At 70.4% G+C, this 15,884-nt stretch carries 10 protein-coding genes; 3 read left to right on the top strand and 7 right to left on the bottom strand.

Annotated elements, in window-relative coordinates; translation table 11 throughout:
• Nucleotides 1-10: 10 nt before the first annotated feature.
• The 4 genes from DL991_RS05270 to DL991_RS05250 all read right to left on the bottom strand — a co-directional run bounded on the left by DL991_RS05270 (nucleotide 11) and on the right by DL991_RS05250 (nucleotide 6,758).
• Nucleotides 11-1,570 (bottom strand): protein kinase family protein, encoded by a 1,560-nt coding sequence (locus DL991_RS05270; protein WP_199753840.1) that lies wholly within the window; start codon nucleotides 1,568-1,570, stop codon nucleotides 11-13.
• Nucleotides 1,571-1,690: 120 nt separating this feature from the next.
• Nucleotides 1,691-3,427, bottom strand: a complete 1,737-nt coding sequence (murJ, locus tag DL991_RS05265; protein ID WP_233598685.1) for a murein biosynthesis integral membrane protein MurJ — start codon at nucleotides 3,425-3,427, stop codon at nucleotides 1,691-1,693.
• A gap of 662 nt (nucleotides 3,428-4,089) precedes the next feature.
• Nucleotides 4,090-6,237, bottom strand: coding sequence for a DUF6049 family protein (locus tag DL991_RS05255; RefSeq protein ID WP_125781515.1), 2,148 nt, complete (start codon nucleotides 6,235-6,237; stop codon nucleotides 4,090-4,092).
• A complete protein-coding gene (locus tag DL991_RS05250) occupies nucleotides 6,234-6,758 on the bottom strand; it encodes an NUDIX hydrolase (protein ID WP_125781513.1) in 525 nt (174 codons plus the stop codon). The genes DL991_RS05255 and DL991_RS05250 overlap by 4 nt, the downstream gene beginning before the upstream one ends.
• A 148-nt stretch (nucleotides 6,759-6,906) precedes the next feature.
• Here DL991_RS05250 and DL991_RS05245 point away from each other — a divergent pair, with 148 nt between their 5' ends.
• The 3 genes from DL991_RS05245 to DL991_RS05235 all read left to right on the top strand — a co-directional run bounded on the left by DL991_RS05245 (nucleotide 6,907) and on the right by DL991_RS05235 (nucleotide 10,580).
• Nucleotides 6,907-8,325, top strand: coding sequence for a CCA tRNA nucleotidyltransferase (locus tag DL991_RS05245; protein WP_125781806.1), 1,419 nt, complete (start codon nucleotides 6,907-6,909; stop codon nucleotides 8,323-8,325).
• Between the two features lie 79 nt (nucleotides 8,326-8,404).
• Nucleotides 8,405-9,712 (top strand): sensor histidine kinase, encoded by a 1,308-nt coding sequence (locus tag DL991_RS05240; RefSeq protein WP_125781511.1) that lies wholly within the window; start codon nucleotides 8,405-8,407, stop codon nucleotides 9,710-9,712.
• A 16-nt stretch (nucleotides 9,713-9,728) separates the two neighbouring features.
• Complete coding sequence (locus DL991_RS05235) at nucleotides 9,729-10,580, top strand: class I SAM-dependent methyltransferase (RefSeq protein WP_125781509.1); 852 nt, start codon at nucleotides 9,729-9,731, stop codon at nucleotides 10,578-10,580.
• 213 nt (nucleotides 10,581-10,793) lie between these two features.
• Here the strand turns inward: DL991_RS05235 and DL991_RS05230 are convergent, their stop codons facing one another.
• From DL991_RS05230 to DL991_RS05220, 3 genes are read right to left on the bottom strand one after another with little or no spacing between them, the layout of a single operon-like run.
• Nucleotides 10,794-12,722 carry a TNT domain-containing protein gene (locus tag DL991_RS05230; protein WP_125781507.1) on the bottom strand — a complete coding sequence of 643 codons (1,929 nt, stop codon included), beginning with the start codon at nucleotides 12,720-12,722 and terminating at the stop codon, nucleotides 10,794-10,796.
• Between the two features lie 40 nt (nucleotides 12,723-12,762).
• Nucleotides 12,763-13,851 carry an ADP-ribosylglycohydrolase family protein gene (locus DL991_RS05225; protein WP_125781505.1) on the bottom strand — a complete coding sequence of 363 codons (1,089 nt, stop codon included), beginning with the start codon at nucleotides 13,849-13,851 and terminating at the stop codon, nucleotides 12,763-12,765.
• A 4-nt stretch (nucleotides 13,852-13,855) separates the two neighbouring features.
• Nucleotides 13,856-15,883 carry a YrhB domain-containing protein gene (locus DL991_RS05220; protein ID WP_233598678.1) on the bottom strand — a complete coding sequence of 676 codons (2,028 nt, stop codon included), beginning with the start codon at nucleotides 15,881-15,883 and terminating at the stop codon, nucleotides 13,856-13,858.
• Nucleotide 15,884 lies beyond the last annotated feature (1 nt).

Here is a 15,884-nt window from a genome sequence, read left to right as displayed (position 1 = left end):
GTGTCCGTGGTCACCCCGCAGGCAGGAAGGTCAGCTCTTTGAGTTCGGTGACGAACTTTCCGCGGTCGTCTTCACCCAGCTGAGTGATCCAGATGATGAAGTACTGACCCTGCTGAGGCTGCTGCAAAGCGATGGTCGACTCGCCCGCCGCGAGGTCCCCCGTTCCGACGACCTTGGTCTCGTCGAGCTTCGGGTTCTTCTTCTCGGCGGAGCGGATCTCGACCTTCGAGCCGGGGCTCGCCGAGTCGATCTTGAGCTGGCTGAGGGTGATCGGGTCCTTGAAGGTCACGACCAGTCCGACGCCGTCCTTGAGCACTGGGAACTGCTTGTCGTACTGGTCGGTCTTCCACGAAGTGCCGGCGTCGCCGTCGGTGGTGTTCTTGGCGCGGCTGGGGCTGTCGCCCTTGCTGCCCGGGTTGAACACGGTGACGGCCGACGACTTCACCGCGGCACCCACGGCCGGGGACGGCTTCTGCTGGGCGGGCGGCGGCTGCTCGCCCGAGGGCGGCGCGACCTGTGAGGACGAGGGCGCGGCGACGTTGATCTGCGGGCCGCTGGACTTCGATTCGCCCTGGAACAGGTTGATCAGCATCATCCCGCCCCAGGCGAGGATGACCACGGTCGCGACGACCAGCACGGTCACGCCGAACGCCAGCTTCTTGCGCCGCGCGACGTCCTTGACCGGCTTCTTCGTCGTCCAGACCGTGCCGTCCGGTTCGGCCACGGCCTCTTCCTCGCCGACGGCCTTGATCAGCTGCGTGCGCTCTTCGGCTTCGGCGACCTGGTCCAGCACGCGCAGGATGGCCGCGCTGGTGCGGATGCCGCCGTGGCCGCCGTCCTCGATGGTGCGGACGGCGAGCGAGGACAGCTCGACCGGGACCGTTGGGACCAGCGAACGCGGCGGGATGACGCGGCCGGTCGGCGCGTGCGGCGCCGCCGGGATCGCGGCCGGTCCGCCGGGAAGGGCCCAGCGGCCGGTCAGCAGCAGGTACAGGACCGCGCCGAGCGCCTTGACGTCGTCGCGAAGGGTCGCTTCGGGCAGGGGGCCCGGGAAGGCGAGCTTCAGCGCGCCGTCCGGGGTGAGCCGCAGGCGCTGCGGATGGTCGAGGCCGAGGACGAGACCGTTCTGGTGGGCGTGGTCGACGGCTTCCGCCAGCGCCTGCACCATCCTGGCCGCCGCGGCGGGCGCCACCGGGCGCTGCGCCACTAGGTCGACCAGGTCGCTGCCCTTGGTCCATTCCGCCACGACGACACCGAGCAGACCTTCGCTCGAAGTGACGCCGCTGCCGAGGCTCAGCACGTCGAGGACGCGCGCGACCCCGCCGTGGCCGAACTTCGACGCGTGCGCGGCACGCTCCAGCGTCCGGCGCGCGAGCCTCGCGGCCTCCGCGTCCGCCGGATCGCCGACCAGCAGCGTCAGCGCCACATCACGCTTCAGCTGCCCGTCGCGCGCTCGCCAAAGATGCGCGGCGGCTCTTTCGTCCACCCCGAACTGTGCGAGCAGGCGATACCGGCCGTCTCCGACGACCCGGCCAGGGGCCAGCGACCCGCCTTGGGCCCGGATGCCCACCTGGCTCGCCTCCCCTGCCTGTTCGCTCCGTCTCGTATCCACCGCACTCTCCCGCGTAGCTCCCGCCCCGAGGGTACCCAGAATACGACCCGTGAACGCGCGCCATCCGTACGTGAATCGTTACCCGCGCTTGATCAACCGGGTGATCCTGTCCGTGGCGGGCTTCAATTCCTCGACCTTGAGGGCCATGAGCACGCCGAACGACACCGCGATCCCGACCACCGTCTGCAGGAGAAGTTTCACCCAGGCATGGAAAGTAGGCCCGAACGAGTCAGGGACGACCTGCCCGGCGAGCCACGCCGCGCCGACCCCGAGCACACTCGCGGCGACCGTGAAGAGGATCACCCCGAGAATCCGCTTGCTCCGGAGATTTCCGAGGGTCACCCACAGCCAGACCTGGCCGAGGATCGCGCCGACGACGAACGTGAGGCCGTTGACCATCATCACGCCGAGCACGATGTTGTCCTTCGACAGCAGTACGGGGCACAGGTAGAGCAGCGGCACCTTCACCACGGTCATCACGATCATGATCAGCACCGGCGTCCGCGCGTCCTTCATCGCGTAGAACACCCGCATCTGCAACATGACCAGCGCGTACGGCAGCAGCGCGAACGCGGAGATGGCCAGTGCCTCGCCCAGTCGCGTCGCATCCTCGACCTTGCCCTTGCCCAAGGTGAACAGGGCGATACCGACCGAACCGCCCACCACGGTCATCACGGCGGAAATCGGCAGGAGCGTCACCGTCGAGATGCGGGAGGCGTAGGAGAGGTCGCCGATCAGCTTCTTGTGGTCGCCGTCGGCCGCCGCGCGGCTCATCCTCGGCATGATCGCGGTCAGCAGCGACACCCCGATGACGCCGTAGGGCAGCTGGAAGAGCAGCCACGCGTTGGCGTACGCGGTCACGCCGCCTTGCGAACCGCTGGTCAGCACGCGGGTCGTGATCGTGTAGCCGACCTGGCTGACGGCGACGTAGCCGACGGTCCACAGTGCGAGCCCGCCGAACTCCTTCATGCGCTTGTCGATGCCCCAGCGCCACTTGAACTTGAACCCCGACCGCAACAGCGGCGGGATCAGCAGCACCGACTGCGCCACGATGCCCGCGGTCACGCCGAGGCCCAGCGTCAGCACCTTCGGGTCGGTGATCGACACCGGATTGGTCGAGATGTCCCCCGGCATGACCCACACCACGAGGATCGTGAAGATGACGACCAGGTTGTTGATCACCGGCGCCCACGCCGTCGGACCGAAGATGTGCTTCGCGTTCAGAATCGCCGAGAGCAGGGCGAACACGCCGTAGAAGAAGATCTGCGGCAGCAGCAGATACGCGAACGCGGTGACCAGCGCCGGATTGGCGTCACCGTTGTCATCGACGTAGAGCTTGGTGATCAGTGGCGCCGCGAAGACCGCGATGGCCGTCCCGACGACGAGCAGCGTGCCCGCCACCGTGACCAGCCGCTGCGTGTACGCCTCGCCGCCGTCCTTGTCGTCCTGCGACCGCACGAGCAGCGGGACCACGAGGCTGGACAGCACCCCGCCCATCAGCAGCTCGAAGATGATGTTCGGCATCGTGTTGGCGACGTTGAACGAGTCGTTCTCGACCAGGGCGCCGATGGCCGCGACCAGCAGCAGCTTCCACGCGAAACCGGTGATCCGGCTGATCAGCGAGGCGATCGCCATCCGGCCGCTGGATTTCGCGAGTGACGGCGTCTTCGCGGGGGCGGCGACATCCTGCTCGCCTGTCTGCCCCGGCCGCGGTTTGACCAGCGGCGCGTCCTTGATCGCCGGCATGACCTGCGTGGCGAGCTGGTCGTACGGGCGGAGGACGTCGGGGTCGGCGACCGGCCAGCGCGATCCCATCGGGACGCCGGGGGTGCGCGGGATGAACCGCGTCGCGTCGGGCTCGTCGCGCCGGTCGACCTGCCACGGGCGGACCGGTGGCGGCTGGCGGCGCCCGCGATGCGGCGGGGGCGGTGTCTGGTTGAGCGCCTGCGGCGCCGTCGTCGGACGGCGCGGCGGCGGCTTCGGTGCCGACGGGGCAGGCTGCGGCAGCGGCGGCCCCTGCGGCGGCGGAACCGGCTGACGCCGGGTCGGCGGAGGCGGTGTCCCCTGCGCGGGGGGCACCTTCCGCGGCGGCACCTGCGCCGGCGGCGGGTTCTGGGGTGGCCTCAGCCGCCGTGTCTCGTCGTCGGGGCGGCCCGCGACCCGCTGACGCCTGCCGTCGGGCGGTGGCTGCTGGGGAGGGGGCGGCTGCTGCTGGGGAGGCGGCGGCACCGCCCGCCGCGGGCGCTCACCGCGTTCGGGCGGGAGCTGCTGCGGGGGCGGTGGACGACGTTCGGGACGTCGTGCCGGACCATCGGTGCGGCGGGGCGGGGGCGGAGTACCTTCGCGCCGGGGACGGCCTGCACGCTCGGGCGGTACACCCGGCTCTCTTTCCAACGCGTGCCCAATCCTCGGTGCTCGACTACCTGATGCCCGGTGGCATCGTTCGACCCAGGGTAATCGGCAACGCCCTGAAACACTTAAACCTGTGCGTCCTCGGTCACACGAGGGGTGGTTTCTCCGGCCGGATCGGCTCGCGAGTCCTTGATCCTCCGGTAGATCCGGCGGGACGAGAGCAGCAGCAACGCGCCGGCCGCGGTGATCGTGATGATGATGGTGATCGCGCCGTACTCCGTGGAGGTCAGCTCGAACCGCGCGTCGGTGCCGAGCCTGGTCCCGTCGGGCGTGGTCAGGGACACGTCGACGCTGAACCGGCCTGCCCGGAGCGCCTCGACCGGGAGCAGCTGGTTGACGGCGCCGTTGGCCGGGACGGTCCGCTCCGGGACCGCCTCGGTGGGACGCAGGCCGACGTTGTTCTTCAGCACGGTGCGGACGTTGACGCCGACCGGCAGGCCGTTGGTGATGTACGCGGGCAGCGGCGACGCGCCGGAAGCCAGCGCGATCGTCTGCTTCGGCCGCTCCACGGTGACCTGGCCGCGGATCGCGTCGAGATCACCGCGGGCGTTGCCGGTGACGGTCGCGGCGTCCGCGCCACGCCACGACGTCGAGGCTGCCCGGATGAGGGCGAGCCGGACCGGGGCGATCACGTCGGCCGGCTTCACCCGTTTGGTGGCATCCATCGTCATCGCCGACGACAGGCCCAGCGTCTCGTTGTCGATCTGGGACATCTTCGCGGTGACGTCGCCGCTGGTGGCGGCCGTCAGATCCTGCGGGTCGTAGTTGACCGACGCCGTCCCGGACGGGCTCTCGCCGAGCAGGTCGGGCAGTGGCGACGACTTGATGAGGCCCGCGGCGTAGAAGTCGCCCATCCGCTCCAGGAACGTGGTGAGTTCGGGGCCGGTCGCGGTCCAGTGCCGCGGCGGCGCGATCAGCAGCTGCGATCGCTCCTGCCCGGTCTGCCCGCCGAGCCCGGCACGGAAGGCGATGGCGCCGAGCCCGTTCTGGGTGGACTCCGAGCCGTTCAGCGCGGACGTGATCAGCGCGTCGATCGGCTGCGCGCGCAGGTCCGTGCCTTCGAGGGCGACAATGCCCGAAAGGGGTGAATCGGACTGGAGCTTGCCCGAATCGGTCAGCACGGTTTTGACACCGGCCTTGCCGATCGCTTCGACGGTCTGCGCGTCGAGTGCGCCGCCTGGCCAGAGCACGCCGTCCTGCGGCTGGATGCCGAGCAGGTTCTTGATCGCCGCCGCGCCGCCGACCGCACTGGCCAGGAGCGCGGTGTCGGTGGCGTCGCCGGCCCGGACCTTCGTCAGCGCGGTGAGGTCGGCGTCGGCGAACGGGAGGGTGACCACGCAGCGGCCCGCGACCAGCGCCTTCAGCTGGCCGAGCCAGTTCTTCGCGGTGTCGACGCCCTTGCCGGGGACGGGTCCGCCGCCGGTGGCGACCTGGTAGCCGCGGGTCATCCCGTCCACGGTCGCGACCAGGTCGGGGTCGATGGCCAGGCACAGCGACGACGAGACCTTCGTGTCCGCCTCGGCCGCGCGTGCCGCCGCGACCAGTGCGTCCAGCCGTCCGCCCGGGGCCAGTTCGTCCGCGAGCCGCTCGTCCGCCACGGTCAGCGGGCCGCCGAGCGGGGACGAGACGACGTGCACGGTGCTGTTCGCGATCGGCCACAGCAGGCTCGCCGACGGCGCCGAAAGCGGACGCGACGCGGGTGCCTTGCCGGGGATGCCGAGCACCGGCATCAGCAGGGTGACCGCCGCCAGCCGTTCCGGTCCGCCGAAATCGGGGGTGCCGTTGACGTTGACCAGCAGCGGGTACACGCCGGTCTTCGGGAACTGGAGCTTCGAGGACTGGCCGAGCGGGACGGCGAGGTTCAGCGCGGCGCTCTGGCCAGGCTCCAGAGTGTCCGGCACGAGGTCGACGAACTCCGTCGTCGCGAGGTCCTTGAACTTGTCGCCCGCGAGGACGTCACCGATCTGCTGCTCGGTCTGCAACCGGGTGCCGAGTTGCAGCCGGACGCCCAGCTTGCTGATCTTCCGGTCGCCGACGTTGGTGACGCGGCCGGTGACGGTGAGCGAAGTCGAGGTCGTGGAGACCACGCGGGGGTTCAACTCGTCGAGGTCCACACGCAGCCGGGGCTGTTCCTGGGCCTGCGCGACCGTGACGGGCAGCGCCGAGAAGGCCAGGAACAGGATCGACAGGACAGTGGCGGCAAGCCGCTTCACTCAGGTGCTCCCTCGGCGGTGTGCTGTTGCTGCGCGAAGAGTTCTTTGGCCTTCCGGACCAGCTTGCGCTCGTCGGAGTAGGCGAGTTTGGTTTCCAGCTCGGCGAGCGGCACCCAGGCGACTTCGGTCACCTCGACATCCTCGTCCGAAAGTTCGCCGCCGGTGGCTTCCAGGATGAAATGGTGCACTGTCTTGTGCACCCGCCGACGCTCGGCCACGAACCAGTAGTCGATGGTGCCGAGCGGCTGGAGGACCTGCGCGGAGATGCCGGTCTCCTCCTTCACCTCGCGCACAGCTGTCTGCTCCACCGTCTCACCGTCCTCGATGTGGCCCTTCGGCAGCGACCACAGCAGTCTGCCGTGCCGGTCGAGCCGCCCGATCAGCGCGGCGTTCGCCCGTTCGGCGTCGACGACGAGTCCGCCGGCCGAGGTTTCGTCGACCGTCGTCAGCCGCCTTCCCCGCCTGCGCCTCCGCCGGCGGCCCGGCTTCGAAGCGCCGGAGCGGCCGGCTGATCCAGACATGCTGCGATGCTAGAGCAAACGGCGGTACGGGTACGCTGGCTCACCGTGCCCGTGTTGGGCCCGGCCGTAGTAAGTACATCCAAATCGTGGTGGGATTGTCGTGAACAAGGTGGTCGCCGGGCAGGCGATTGCGGGGAAGAGCACTGCGATGCAGAACGCCGTGACCGAGCTGATGCGCATCTCCCCGTTGGCGGACGAGCTCGCGAAGCTCTTCGCGAAGGCGGGGCACAGCCTGTACCTCGTCGGCGGCAGCGTCCGCGACATGATGCTCCGCAGGCTGTCGAACGACCTCGACTTCACCACCGACGCCCGGCCGGACCAGGTGCTCAAGATCGTCAGCGCCTGGGGCGACGCGGTCTGGGACGTCGGTATCGCGTTCGGCACGGTCGGCGTGACCAAACAGGGCATGACGCTGGAGATCACCACGTTCCGCGCCGACAGCTACGACCGCGTCGGCCGCAACCCCGAGGTCACCTTCGGCGACAGCATCGAGGGAGATTTGCTTCGCCGTGACTTCACGGTCAACGCGATGGCGATCGACCTGGCGAGCAAGACCTTCGTCGACCCGTACGACGGGCTCCAGGCGCTCCAGGACCAGGTGCTCGACACGCCGGCGACCCCGCAGGAGTCCTTCGCCGACGACCCGCTGCGCATGCTGCGGGCCGCGCGGTTCGCCGCGCAGCTCGGGTTCACCGCGGCGCCGCGCGTGATCGACGCGATGACGTCGATGGCCGACGAGATCGACCGGATCACCGCCGAACGCGTCCAAGCCGAGCTGTCGAAGCTGCTGCTGGCGGACGACCCCCGGCCCGGAATCGAGCTGCTGGTCGACACCCGCCTCGCCGACCGGGTGCTGCCCGAGGTGCCCGGCATGCGGCTGGCGATCGACGAGCACCACCAGCACAAGGACGTCTACCAGCACTCGCTGACCGTGCTCGCGCAGGCGATCGACCTGGAGAAGACCCACGAGCCGACGTCGGAGCCGGATCTCATCCTGCGGCTCGCGGCGCTCCTGCACGACGTCGGCAAGCCCGCGACGCGCGAGTTCCAGCCCGGCGGCGGAGTGAGCTTCCACCATCACGAGGTCGTCGGCGCGAAGATGGCCCGCAAACGTTTGCGTGCCCTGAAGTTCTCGAAGGAGATCGTCCAGGACGTCAGCCAGCTCGTGTTCCTGCACCTGCGGTTCCACGGCTACGGCAAGGGCGAATGGACCGATTCGGCGGTGCGGCGCTACGTCACCGACGCCGGCGACCTGCTGCCCCGGCTGCACAAGCTGGTGCGCGCCGACTGCACCACGCGCAACCGCAAGAAGGCGGCCGCGTTGCAGGCGACCTACGACGACCTCGAGCGGCGGATCGAAACGATCCAGGCGCAGGAAGACCTCGACCGGGTCCGGCCGGACCTCAACGGCGAGGAGATCATGCGGATCCTCGGGCTCAAGCCGGGGCCGGACGTCGGCAAGGCGTGGAAGCACCTGAAGGAACTGCGGCTCGACCGCGGCCCGCTGGAGCACGACGAAGCGGTCGCCGAGTTGAAGAAATGGGCCGCCGAGAACGGCATCGGCTGAGATGACCCCCGTTGGCCTCTGGATCCGTCCGGCGTAAACGGAGATACTCCTGCCGGTGCTCCGGGCAGGGGGAAAATCCATGGCGAAGCGGCCGCCCAGTTTTCTGGTGACGTTGCTGCGTCGCGGCGCGCCCGCGCTGGCCACGGCGACGAGCGAGCTGTCCGACGAGGTCGGCGACCCGACACCGATGCGCGCGCTCCGGCGGATCCAGCAGATGTCCGGTCCGATCGACACGGCTCATCGCGACAACCTCTTGCTCAGGGCCGCCCGGTATGTCGCCCTCGTCCCGCTGGTCTACCGGCTCTTCGCGGTGCCCGGCGCGTTCGGCGTCTACGTCTCCACGCACGGCATGATCGGGATCGGCCCGGTCGGGCTGGTGGCACTCGGGTCGGCAGCGCTGTCGCTGTACGGGATCCGGTGGATGCTGCGCTCGGCGCCGTTCCGCCCGCAGCACGCCGTCCGCCTGCTGGCGCTCGACCTCGTGTTCACGCTGCTCGCGCCGCTCGCGGTGGGGGCACTGGTGCCGGCTTCGGTCTTCACCGAGGCGATGGCGGTGCCCGGCAAACACCTGCTCGGTGAGGTCGCGTTGCTGGCGCTGGCGCTGGGGATGCCCGCCGCCGTGGCACTCGCCCTCGTCAGCTTCCCGGTGCGGATGCTCGCGTCCCTGTTCGGCACCGGCCGCGCCGCGCCAGGCGACGCGATGGCCACCTTCCCGTCGATCCTCGGCGTGCTCTTCACCGCGAGCGGCGCCCTCGTCCTGATCGGGCTCGGCACCCGGCTCGCTCTCGCGTACGGCATCCGCAACGGCCGGATCGCCGAACGCGCCCGCCAGCACCGGATGCTGCACGACTCGGTGCTGCAGACCCTCGAAGCGATCGCGCTGGTCAACAAGGGCGACGCGGCCGCGCGGCTCGCGGAGGTGCAGCGGCTGGCGCGGGCGCAGTCGATGGAGCTGCGGCGGACGATCGAGAACGAGGCTTCGCAACGTTCGGAGGCCGGGTCGCGGCCGCTGGGCGAGAAGCTCGCGTCGCTGGCGGCGGAGATGGCGCGCGACGGCTTGCGCGCCCAGCTCGTGATCGCCGAACTCGACGACGACACGCTTTCGGAGGTCCGGCAGATCGCCATCCGCGACGCCGTCCGCGAGTCCCTGCGCAACACGCTCAAACACGCCGGGACGGACAAGGTCGTCGTGCGCGTCGAGGAGCGGGAAGGCGGCGTCACCGTGATCACCCGCGATCACGGTGCCGGGTTCAGCATCGACTCCCGGCCCGCCGGATTCGGGATCAGCGAGTCCATCACCGCCCGGCTGAACGAGGTCGGCGGGACCGCGAGGGTGGAGTCGGCTCCGGGCAATGGCACCAGAGTCACCCTTTGGGTGCCGTTCTGACGGTAAACAGGAGAACATGAAGAAAACGGACGTCCTGGCCGAAGCGCTCACCGCGTACCGCGACGGTGACCGGGCCAAGGCAGCGGACCTCGCCGAGCGCGCCGGATCCACGCTCGGCCGCGAACTGCACCGGTACCTGACCGAGGGCGGCGGCGGAGATGTGTACGACCAGCCCGCCGCGTTCACGGCGTTCATCCGCGGCGGCGGGAACGTCAAGCTCTACCGCGTGCTCAGCGCCATGCTCGCCCGGCGGTACGGCACCGTCGGCTCCCTGCTCGACCTCGGCTGCGGCGACGGGCTCGCCGTCGTCCCCGCCCTCGAACAGGCGGACCGGCAGCCGGGCCGCATCGACCTGGTCGAGCCGTCGAGCGCGTTGCTCGCGGAAACGCGCAAGCACCTCGGCGGCACCCATGGCCTGCACACCTGGGACGTCACCGCGCAGGAGTTCCTCGCCCGCGACGACGACAGGCACTGGCAGCTGACGCAGTCGACGTTCGCACTCCAGTCGATCCCGACCGCCGAGCGCACCGAGGTCCTCCGCGCGCTCCGGCCGCGCACCGGCTGCCTGGTGCTCGCCGAATTCGACGTGCCCGAGTACGACGAAGACTCCGCCGAGTACCTGCTCTCCCTGGTCGTCCGCTACGAACGGGGGATCTCGGAGTACGGCAAGGCCGCGTCGCTGGTGGCGCAGGGGTTCCTGCTGCCGATCCTGCTCGGCCTGGTCAAACCGGGGGCGGACCGCACGAACTGGGAGCAGCCCGCCACCGACTGGGCTTCGCAGCTGAAGGAAGCGGGCTTCACCGGCATCCGGATCGAGCCGCTGGCGGACTACTGGTGGTCGCCCGCGGTGCTCATCACCGCTTCCTGAACCGAATCACGCGAGTTACGCCTCCAGACACGCGAGTTACGCCTCCAAGCACGTGAGTTACGCCTCCAGTCACGTGTTCAGACGGACGGCTCGCCGTGGAACCCCGCCACCACGCGTGAGCGGAGCCGTAACTCGCGTGATCGAAGGCGTAACTCGCGTGATCGAAGCCGTAACTCGCGTGCCTGGGCGCGCGAGTCCGGGACCTCGGCGCGGCTACTGGACGCGGGAGAGCACGCCGGTTTCGAGATGCTGGGCGAGCGGCCGCGGCAGGACGTAGGCCACGGCTCCGCCCGGCGTCCCGTTCCACGGCGCGGTGATGCCGGTGACCACGCGCAGCGGCCGCAGGATGCGGTACAGGCGGCGCTCGCGTTCACGGTCCGCGGCCAGTGACGTCTCGATGAACCGCGCCGCTTCGGCGTGCACGAGGTTGCCGGTCTCGTTCCCGAACCGCTGCACCGTGGTGCCCGCCGGCAGGACGACGATCCGCTTGCGGCGGAAGAAGTTCAGCGGCGGTTCGCCGCGCAGCGGCAGGATCGGCCAGTCGGCCGGGTTGTCGGCCTCCTCGTTCGCGCCCACCGTTGCCCGTGCCGGGTACAGCAGCAGGGTGCCGAGGAAGAACCGCGCCGCCTCTTCGAGTTTGGCGAACGCCACCGGCTCGTCCGTCGGCGGACGTGAGACCTCCCAGCCGCTCTCGGTGCGGCGCAACGTCCACAGGCCCGGCTCCGGGACCGCGTTCGCACCGATCCGGTACGACGTCGGCGTGACGCCGTGTTCGGCCAGGCGCTGGTACAGGACGTCCAGCACCTCGACGGCCCTGATGTCGCGGGCGGGTTCGCCGTCGCGTTCGACGCGGGTTCGGATGCTCTCGTCCGGCAGGTCCGCGGCGGTCTGCGGCGGCCGCGGCTTGCCGACGATCTCCGCTTCGGCGGTCGCCCGCACCAGCTCGCCGACCAGCGGCGGCCGGAATCCGGCGGCCCGGATGTGCTCGACCAGCTCCGGCTCGGGCGGCACGCCGTACTTGCGCAGGTAGTGCGGCACGGCCGCGGGCCAGATCCAGACGCCGTCGGTGTGGAAGGCGTTCGGCACGTCCGGCGGGCCGTTCGGGGTGAAGATGTCCGGCTGCGGACCCGGCCGGGTCAGCGCCACCGGCGAGCGGAAGAGGTAGTCCAGTACGCCGCGCATCATTTCCGGCGGCACCGGCGGCCGGTTGACGACCGGCCGTTCGCCCTCGTTGTGCGCGTCGACGACCTTCGCGTGCCGGAACACCACGTCCAGCGGCAGGCCCGCCTTGGCGGAGAGCCAGGCCGGGACGTGGTTCTTGTCGCGCGGGAAGATCGCGAGTTCGGTCGCGTACGCGCGCGGCGACGGCTTGCCGCCCTCGTTCGGCGCCAGCCGCCACGTGGGTTCCTGCTCGGCGTCGAAGTCGAAGTCGAAATGCGATTCCGAGTCCAGCGTGAAGGTGCCCTGGAACCAGGTGCCGGTCTCGGGCTGGTTCATCGCCGCGCGCAACCGCGCGAACAGCGAACCGAGCTCCGGCGGGGCCGCGATCGACACCGACACCGGGCCGTTGCCCTCGTCGCCGACCGAGCGGACCTCGAGTTCGGAGTAGTCGCCGACCTGCCGGAACTGGGCGCCGACCCGCTGCCAGCCCGGCGGCAGCACCCGCAGCAGGGTCCGGCCGATGGCACGCAGCAGTGCGGCCTGATCACCCGTTCCGGGCTCCGGCCGGGCCTCCGGCGTCTCGACGAAGTCGTGCCTGGTCTGCCACAACGCCGTCAGCCGCGACGGCGCGGCCGTGGTCGAGAAGTCCGTCAGCCCCAGTTCGGCGGCGCGGGCAGCGTCCTCGCCCGCCCAGCGCAAGGTCAGGTCGCCGCCGCCGGTGTTCGGCGCGATCTGGAAGTGCTCGTCGTCGAACCGGCCGTACGACTGGAGACTGAAGGTCGAGCCTGCCTCGCCGTTCAGCACCACGCGGGCGGGCCGCCCGTTCCAGTCGCGATCGAACCCCTCCGGCGCCGCTTCCCCCGGCGGCGCGATGAGCAGCAGTGTGCCGTCTTCGGTCGACCGCTGAGCCGCGAAGACGGTGTCCCCCCAGACGGCGTACAGGCCATCCGGCCGCTCCGCCGCTTGTACCCGGTAACGCACGATGTGTCCCCTCCCCAAGTTCCCCAAACCGGAGGTAAATCTAGTGGGCCGGATAGCGGGCGTACCACCGGTCGTCACCCGGCGCGTTCCCACCGAACTCCGCGAGCGCGTCGTCCGCTAGCCCTCCGATCACTTCGCTCAGCTCCAGCTCCACGAGCCAGCTCGTCTCCAGCTCTTCCTCGCCGTACATCGCGCCGACGAGGTTCCCGCAGACCGATCCCGTCGAGTCGCTGTCACCGCTGTGGTTCACCGACGCGAGCAGCGCGACGTTCGGGTCCGTGGTGGTCAGCGCGACGTAGACCGACATGGAGAGCGCGGTTTCGCCGACGTTCCCCTGCCCGAGCGTCTCGAGCTTCTCCGGCGTCGGGGCCCCTTCCTTGGAAAGGGCGAGAGCCTGGTCCAGCGCGACGCTCTGCTCCTCGTGCCCCGGGTACTTCTCCAGTTCGGCACGGGCGGTCGCGAGGGCGTCGAGCAGCGGTTTCCCGCGCAGCAGTTCGTGCACGATCACCGCGAAAGCACCCGACGAGAGATACCCGCTCGGGTGACCGTGGGTCAGCGCCGCGCTTTCGGCACCGAGCCGGAACACCTCGGCGAGGTCGTCCGACCACAGCGCGACCGGGGCCGCGCGCATGATGCCGCCGCAGCCCTTCGAGTTGTTCACCGGCTTGGCCATACCGGCGCGCACTCCGGTCTTCCCGTACGCCTCCAGCTCGCTGAAGCAGGTGAGGCCGGGCGCGCGACGGCTGAACAGCTCGCGGTTCGTGATCAGCCAGCCGTCCGGTTCCGGGCTCGTGTTCTCCGGGCCGCGCGCCCGCTCCCACGAGACGCCCTGGGTGTGCAGCCAGCGCTGGTAGGCCAGCTGGAGCGACTGCTCGACCGGTTCGGTGCCGTGGTGGGCCCTGATCAGGCCTTCCAGGGTGAACAGCGTCATCTGGGTGTCGTCGGTGATCCGCCCGAGGCCGCCGTACGCGGGGATGAGGCCGGTGATGCCGGCCGGTCCGGCGATCTCCCGGATGCGGTCGATCGAGTCGAACTCGGTCTTCGCGCCGAGCGCGTCGCCGAGCGCCCCCGCGTACAGGCTGCCGCGCAGCCGCGACCTGGTCGCCGGATCTTGAAGCCACTCGCGCATGTCTCTACTGATCTCCTCGTGGGTACCGGTTCGCGTCCCAGCGCCGCCGCTCTTCGGGTTCGCGGGGCAGGCCGAAGCGGTTGAAGTAGTAATAGGCGTCGCCCGCCATGGCGTCGACGACGCCGAGGCCGGGATACGCGGCGAGCCAGGCCCCCGGCAGACCGGGCACGGTGAGCCTGGCGCCCACCATCGCCCCGGTCAGCGCGCCGGTCACCGTGCCGCCGCGAGCGGCCAGCGCGAGCGCCGCCTCGGGGTCGTGGCCCCGTTTGGCGGCGGCGAACAACGCCCTGCCGAGCACCGAAAGCGGCGTCCGGCCGTCTCCGATGCTGTCGAACTGCTCGACGTCATCGCCGTCGATGTCGTTCCGGAGGTCGAGCACGGTCTTGACCAGGTCGCCGACCTCGCCGCCGTACTCGTCGAAGCCTTCGAGGAAGTTCGCGACCGCCGGTTGGCCGTCGCGGGCCGCGAGCTGGGCGCGAAACAGGTTGACCAGCAGTTCGGCACCGTGGACGACTTCGTGGCCCGCCGCGGAACCGACCAGCTCACGGACCACCTTCATCGCGTAGAACGCATTGTCGGCGGGACCCTGCACGCCGCCGGTCACCGTCGCGGCGAGCGCGGTCGCCAGCATCGCCGAGAACTCGGCGGGGGGCGGGCCCGCGCCTTCGGTGGCCTTGGCGACCCAGCCGTCCGGCCGTCCACCCGCGGGCAGCGACGCCGGGATCTCGGGCTTGTCCGGAGTCGGGTCCAGGCCGCGGATCACCGATTCGGTGTGGAACAGCAGCTGCCGGGTCAGCCCACCGAGTGGCAGGCCGTCGGCGGGGTCCGCGCCCGAGCCGAGCGCGTCTCCGAGCGCGAAGCCGACGTACGCGCCGAGAAGCCGGGGGTACGCGAAGCTGCCGACGGGAAGCGTCGGGTTGTAGAACTTCCCGAACATCCACGCGGTCGGGCGAGGTTCGCCGTTGTCGTAGAAGTGCGTCACCAGGCCGTTGGCGAAGAGGTCTTCGGGCAGTTCCGGCAGCGGACGGCCGTCGTGCTTCGCCCGGGAGCGCTCGAACGACAGCGTCGCGGCCCGCGTGTAGCGGTCGAGCTCTTCGTTGCTCAAGGTGTAGCCGTTGTCGCGAGCCTGGTCGACGAGACTCCGGAGGTTCGCGACGGCGGCGCCGTCGTACTCCCCGCTGAAGTAGGCGGGGCGCCCGACCGACTCGGGGCGCTCGGTTCCCGCCGGGAGTTCGAGGTCGGCGACCTGCCGCAGCGTCTCCGGATAGACGTTGAACGTCTCCGGCCGCCCCGGGTTGACCAGCAGGCCGACGCCGGGGTTGTCCTTGGCCCGCCGCAGCAGTACGCGGGGCTGGACTCGCTGCCACATCGTGTACTCCGACGGCACCTGCGCCTCGGAGGTGTAGACGACGAACCGCACGCCGGCGTCGCCGAAATCGCGGACCTGCAGGTGGCCGTCCTTCGCCGGGGCCAGTACGTCCAGGTCGAGCATCCAGTGGACGAACTCCTCCGGCGTGATCCACTCGACGCGCAGATAGCCGAGGAGCGTCTCCACGGGGCTTTCCGGTGCCGGGCGGCCGGAGAACCGCGGCCCCGGCCGGTGATCCGGGTTCGCGCGGACCGCGCCGGTCGGCTCGCCGTAGAGCGTGTGCTGCTCCCAGCGCAGGATCGCCGCCTTCGGCACGGGCAGACCGGGGACCGCGTCCGGGTCGAATTCGGGATCGGCGACCTCGGCCCACCGGGTGAAGGCGTCGCTGTCGTCACCGCCTGCCGCCGAAACCGCCATCAGCTCCAGGTCGAGCCGGATCTCACCGCCGTCGTCCGGCACGAACGCGACCGGGCTGGGAAAGAGGCCCGTGCCGGGATCGGTGCCGTCGAGCCAGCCGACGGTGTTGTAGGTGACGTTCCAGCCGTCGGTCGCGCGCACGACGTAGTCGCGGCGCACCCGCAACGCGCCGGTGCCCTCCCCGCCGCGGCCCGCCAGCCATTCCTCGACCCGGCTGACGGCTTCCTCTTCGTTCATCGTCCCCATT

This window comes from Amycolatopsis sp. WAC 01375 (genome assembly GCF_003947325.1).
GTDB lineage: Bacteria > Actinomycetota > Actinomycetes > Mycobacteriales > Pseudonocardiaceae > Amycolatopsis.
The sequence above is the reverse complement of the archived record's forward strand: the minus strand, read 5'-3'. Positions and strand labels throughout refer to the sequence as shown.